Here is a 6,071-nt window from a genome sequence, read left to right as displayed (position 1 = left end):
GCGCCCCGCAGCACCTCCCGCCGCCCCACCCGGCCGCCGCGCAGCCCCCGCACCAGACACACCAGACCCACCAGCCGCAGCCCCCGCACCAGGGCCACGCGCCTTCGCTCCCGGAGCCGCCGTACGACACGTACGGCCGCCCGGCCGCCGCGGACGACCACCTGCCCACCACCGCCCCGACGTACCCCGAGTACGCCCAGCCGCGCCCGGCGCCGGCCGCGTGGCCCCGCGCCGACCACCACCCGGGCCCGCCCGGCCCACAGCCGGACGGCGTCGGCGGCGGGGACGGCGGGGACTTCTACGGGGCCCACGACCACCTCGCCGCGCAGCGGCCCGCCCACGACAGGTACGCCCACCCCGGGAACCACGGCGGCGGGCACACGGGCGGGCACACCGGCGGGCACCCCGGCGGCGCCGGCCCCTCCGGCGCCCCGATCCCGCCGCTCGTCCAGGCCATGGGCAACGTCGAGCTGCCCGCGCCCAGCGGCGCGCCCGGCCCGCTGGCCGCCCAGCCCGCCCCCGCCACCGGTCCCGGCGAGCCGACGGCGCGGCTGAACCCGAAGTACCTCTTCGACACCTTCGTCATCGGCGCCTCGAACCGCTTCGCGCACGCCGCCGCGGTCGCCGTCGCCGAGGCTCCGGCCAAGGCGTACAACCCGCTGTTCATCTACGGCGAGTCCGGGCTGGGCAAGACGCACCTGCTGCACGCCATCGGCCACTACGCCCGCAGCCTCTACCCCGGCACCCGGGTGCGCTACGTGAGCTCCGAGGAGTTCACCAACGAGTTCATCAACTCCATCCGCGACGGCAAGGCGGACACGTTCCGCAAGCGCTACCGCGACATGGACATCCTCCTGGTCGACGACGTCCAGTTCCTGGCGAGCAAGGAGTCGACGCAGGAGGAGTTCTTCCACACCTTCAACACGCTGCACAACGCCAACAAGCAGATCGTGCTCTCCAGCGACCGGCCGCCCAAGCAGCTGATCACCTTGGAGGACCGGCTCCGCAACCGCTTCGAGTGGGGCCTGATCACCGACGTGCAGCCGCCGGAGCTGGAGACCCGGATCGCGATCCTGCGCAAGAAGGCGGTCCAGGAGCAGCTGAACGCGCCGCCCGAAGTGCTGGAGTTCATCGCCTCCCGGATCTCCCGCAACATCCGCGAGCTGGAAGGCGCCCTGATCCGGGTCACGGCCTTCGCCTCGCTCAACCGGCAGCCGGTCGACCTCGGCCTCACCGAGATCGTGCTGAAGGACCTCATCCCCGGCGGCGAGGACGCGGCCCCGGAGATCACGGCGGCCGCGATCATGGCCGCCACCGCCGACTACTTCGGGCTGACGGTGGAGGACCTCTGCGGCTCCTCCCGCAGCCGTGTGCTGGTCACCGCGCGCCAGATCGCCATGTACCTGTGCCGGGAGCTGACGGACCTCTCCCTGCCGAAGATCGGCGCCCAGTTCGGCAACCGGGACCACACCACCGTCATGCACGCGGACCGCAAGATCCGGGCGCTGATGGCCGAGCGGCGCTCGATCTACAACCAGGTCACCGAGCTGACCAACCGCATCAAGAACAGCTGAACGGCTGACCGGGCCCGCGCGGCCACCGCCGGCTTTCCCCCTCCCGCCCTCCCCCCGACGCGCCCGCCGTCCCCGCGGCTCTCCCGCTCCGTGCCGCCGCCCGCGCACGCCTCCCGCCGGGCGCCGGCGGGCCGGATCACGCCCGCGCGGCCGTCCCCGGCCGGCACACCCGAACAGCCGAGCCCTCACTCGCTGTTCGATTCCCGACCCTGACCAGGTACTTCTCCACAACTCGGCGCTCTTTCGGCCGTCCACACCCTGGGGACCGGCGAGTTACCCACCGGTGGGTGTGGAGGCGATCTGGACAACTCGGGTCTGCCCAGCTCACCGGGGTGTGGATTTGTGGGCGGCGTTCGCCCACAGGCTGTGGACGCCGCTTGGCGCCGAGAACGCCGTCGAGCGCTGTCCACCGTCGAAGACCACTCACCCACAGAAAACACCGCTCTGTACACAGCCTGTCCACAATGTTGTCCACTGTTCGGCAACGCAACGCGCCTCTTCACCGGACCGAGTGAAAGCCGTCACACCGAGGGGCAGGATTGGCTGTGGGGAAACCCGGGTATCTCTGGGGACAGACCTGTGGCTAAGTGGCCCCTGCCTGTGAACGGCCTGTGCACAGCCGGGCGCCGTCCACAGGAACCACGGGTTATCCACTTCTCGTCCCCAACCCGCCTGTGGGCAAAATTCGCGGGCTGACCTGCGTGGACGAGCTTTTCCACCGTTTCCACAAGCCCTACTACTACCTCTACACGTATCTAGCTCGGAATCCGCTTCGAAGCGGGTGCTGTGCACAACTCGGGCCGACCGCCTCCCGGGCCCGCCGCGACGAGTTGACCCCGACCCGCCCCCTGTGTCGGTGCCGTGCGTCAGACTGGTCCCCCACACCAACCGAGTCGGCAAGGGCCGAGAGCACCAGGAGGCGGTCTCCGTGAAGATCCGGGTGGAGCGCGACGTACTCGCGGAGGCAGTGGCGTGGGCAGCGCGCAGCCTCCCGGCCCGGCCGCCCGCGCCGGTCCTCGCCGGACTGCTGCTGAAGGCCGATGCCGCGGACGGCGGGACGCTCAGCCTCTCCGGCTTCGACTACGAGGTCTCCGCCCGCGTCTCCGTGGCGGCGGACGTGGAGGAGGACGGCGCGGTGCTGGTCTCCGGCCGGCTGCTCGCCGACATCTCCCGCGCGCTTCCCAACCGGCCGGTGGAGATCTCCACGGACGGCGTCCGGGTCACCGTGGTCTGCGGTTCCTCGCGGTTCACCCTCCACACCCTGCCTGTGGAGGAGTATCCGGCGCTGCCGGAGATGCCGACCGCGACCGGCACGGTCTCCGGCGAGGTCTTCGCCTCCGCCGTCGCGCAGGTCGCCATCGCCGCCGGCCGGGACGACACCCTGCCGGTGCTCACGGGCGTGCGGATCGAGATCGAGGGCGACACGGTCACGCTGGCGTCGACGGACCGGTACCGCTTCGCGGTCCGCGAGTTCCTGTGGAAGCCGGAGACCGCCGACGCCTCGTCGGTGGCGCTCGTCCCCGCCAAGACCCTCCTGGACACGGCCAAGTCGCTGACCAGCGGTGACGTCGTGACGCTCGCGCTGTCGGGCGCCGGTGCCGGCGAGGGCCTGATCGGCTTCGAGGGCGCCGGGCGGCGGACGACGACGCGGCTGATCGAGGGCGACCTGCCGAAGTACCGCACGCTGTTCCCCACCGAGTTCAACTCGGTGGCGGTCATCGAGACCGCGCCGTTCGTCGAGGCCGTCAAGCGCGTGGCGCTGGTGGCCGAGCGGAACACGCCGGTACGGCTGAGCTTCGAGCAGGGCGTGCTGACCCTGGAGGCCGGGTCCAGCGACGACGCACAGGCTGTGGAAAGGGTCGACGCCCAGCTCGACGGCGACGACATCTCGATCGCCTTCAACCCCGTGTTCCTGCTCGACGGGCTGAGCGCCATCGACTCGCCCGCGGCCCAGCTGTCGTTCACGACGTCGACGAAGCCCGCGCTGCTCAGCGGCAAGCCGGCGCTCGACGCCGAGGCGGACGAGGCGTACAAGTACCTGATCATGCCCGTACGGCTGAGCGGCTGAGCGGCCGCGAACGCGTCCGGCGTAGGCTCGGAGCGGATATGACGCACAGCTGGACGAAGGGGCAGTGATGGAGCTCGGTCTTGTGGGTCTCGGCCGGATGGGCGGGAACATGCGCGAGCGCATCCGGCGCGCGGGCCACACCGTCGTGGGGTACGACCGCAACCCGGACGTCGCCGATGTCCACAGCCTGCAGGCACTTGTGGACGCGCTGCCCGCCCCGCGCGTGGTGTGGGTGATGGTGCCCGCCGGCGCGGCCACCCAGTCGACCGTCGACGAGCTGGCGGAGCTGCTCGAACCCGGCGACGTCCTCGTGGACGGCGGCAACTCGCGCTGGACGGACGACGAGAAGCACGCCGCGGAGCTGGGTGCGAAGGGCATCGGCTTCGTCGACTGCGGCGTCTCCGGCGGTGTGTGGGGCCTGGAGAACGGCTACGCGCTGATGTACGGCGGGGACGCCGGGCACGTGGCCCGGGTGCAGCCGGTGTTCGACGCGCTGAAGCCGGAGGGCGAGTACGGCGCCGTGCACGCCGGCAAGGTCGGCGCGGGGCACTTCGCGAAGATGGTCCACAACGGCATCGAGTACGCGATGATGCAGGCCTTCGCCGAGGGCTGGGAACTGCTGGAGGCCGCGGACTCGGTCACCGACGTGCGCGAGGTGTTCCGCTCCTGGCAGGAGGGCACCGTGATCCGCTCCTGGCTGCTGGATCTGGCGGTCCGGGCGCTCGACGACGACGAGCACCTGGACAAGCTCCGCGGGTACGCGGAGGACTCCGGTGAGGGCCGGTGGACGGTGGAGGCGGCGATCGACCACGCGGTGCCGCTGCCGGCGATCACGGCGTCGCTGTTCTCCCGGTTCGCGTCGCGCCAGGACGACTCGCCGCAGATGAAGATGATCGCCGCGCTGCGGAACCAGTTCGGCGGCCACGCGGTCAAGGAGGAGAAGTAGCCTGCCGGGCGGCCGGCGGCAGCGCCGGCCGGGTGTGCGCAGGCTCCAGGTGCCGGGGGAGGTCGGCGTCGGGTCATGTACGTGTCTCATCTCTCGCTGGCCGACTTCCGTTCGTATGAGCGGGCGGAGGTCCCCCTCGATCCGGGGGTGACGGCCTTCGTCGGACCGAACGGCCAGGGCAAGACGAACCTGGTCGAGGCGGTCGGCTACCTCGCCACGCTGGGCAGCCACCGGGTTTCCTCGGACGCGCCGCTGGTGCGCATGGGGGCGGCGCGCGCGGTGGTACGGGCCGCGGTGACGCAGGACGGCCGGCAGCAGCTGGTGGAGCTGGAGCTGAACCCGGGCAAGGCGAACCGGGCGCGGCTGAACCGTTCGTCGCAGGTACGCCCGCGCGACGTGCTGGGCGTGCTGCGCTCCGTGCTGTTCGCGCCGGAGGACCTGGCGCTGGTCAAGGGCGATCCGGACCAGCGGCGCCGCTTCCTCGACGAGCTGATCACGGCGCGGGCGCCGCGGCTCGCGGGGGTCCGCGGCGACTACGACCGGGTGCTCAAGCAGCGCAACACCCTGCTGAAGACGGCGGCGATGGCGCGGCGGCACGGCGGGCGGCAGGGGGCACCGCCCGGACGGAGTTCGGGGGCGGATCTGTCGACGCTGGACGTGTGGGACCAGCATCTGGCGCGGGCCGGGGCTGAGCTGCTGGCGCAGCGGCTGGAGCTGATCGCGGTGTTGCAGCCGCTGGTGGACAAGGCGTACGAGCAGCTGGCGCCGGGCGGCGGCCCGGCGGCCTTCGAGTACCGGTCGCCGGCCGGCGGGCGGTTCGCGGAGGCGCGTACGCGCGAGGAGTTCGCGGGGCTGCTGCTGGCAGCGATGGCGGACGCGCGCAAGCAGGAGATCGAGCGCGGCGTGACGCTGGTCGGCCCGCACCGCGACGACCTGGTGCTGAAGCTGGGCGAGCTGCCGGCCAAGGGCTACGCGTCGCACGGGGAGTCGTGGTCGTTCGCGCTGGCGCTGCGCCTCGCGTCGTACGACCTGCTGCGCGGCGAGGGCGGCGGGGAGCCGGTGCTGGTGCTGGACGACGTGTTCGCGGAGCTGGACGTGCGGCGGCGGGAGCGGCTGGCGGAGCTGGTGGCGCCCGGCGAGCAGGTGCTGGTGACGGCGGCGGTGGCCGAGGACGTGCCGGGGGCGCTGGCGGGGACGCGGTTCACGGTGGCCGACGGGCGGGTGGAGCGGACATGAGCGCGGAGCCGGTACGGCCCGAAGGCGCCGAGCGCCCCGACCCCCCGGCGGACCCCGCCGGCCCCGAACCCGCCGCCCAGGGGCCCGCCGCCTCCGGGTCCTCCGCCTCGGGGCCTTCCGCCTCGGGGCCTTCCGCCCCCGGATCGGCCGCCCCCGAGCCCTCCGGCATCGACCTGGCGCGCGTCGCCCTGCGGGCGGCGCGCGCGGAGGCCCGCGCGCGGGGTGACGCCGCCCAGCAGCGCCGGCA

4 protein-coding genes and 1 pseudogene are annotated in these 6,071 nt (G+C 72.8%); all 5 read left to right on the top strand.

Annotation, left to right across the window (positions count from 1 at the left end):
• On the top strand, positions 1-1,574 hold a 1,574-nt coding region (gene dnaA, locus ABD317_RS32495; protein ID WP_344294732.1), incomplete at its 5' end, for a chromosomal replication initiator protein DnaA.
• 928 nt (positions 1,575-2,502) lie between these two features.
• Positions 2,503-3,642, top strand: a complete 1,140-nt coding sequence (gene dnaN, locus ABD317_RS32490; RefSeq protein WP_344294730.1) for a DNA polymerase III subunit beta — start codon at positions 2,503-2,505, stop codon at positions 3,640-3,642.
• Positions 3,643-3,709: 67 nt separating this feature from the next.
• A complete protein-coding gene (gnd, locus tag ABD317_RS32485; RefSeq protein ID WP_344294728.1) occupies positions 3,710-4,588 on the top strand; it encodes a phosphogluconate dehydrogenase (NAD(+)-dependent, decarboxylating) in 879 nt (292 codons plus the stop codon).
• Positions 4,589-4,663: 75 nt separating this feature from the next.
• Entirely contained in the window at positions 4,664-5,824 is a 1,161-nt protein-coding gene (recF, locus tag ABD317_RS32480; protein WP_344294726.1) for a DNA replication/repair protein RecF, read from the top strand.
• A pseudogene (locus ABD317_RS32475) lies at positions 5,821-6,071 on the top strand (hypothetical protein); the annotation flags it as partial. The gene recF and the pseudogene ABD317_RS32475, both read left to right, overlap by 4 nt.

This window comes from Streptomyces synnematoformans, assembly GCF_039531005.1.
Classification (GTDB): domain Bacteria; phylum Actinomycetota; class Actinomycetes; order Streptomycetales; family Streptomycetaceae; genus Streptomyces; species Streptomyces synnematoformans.
This window is presented reverse-complemented; position numbering and strand designations above follow the sequence as displayed.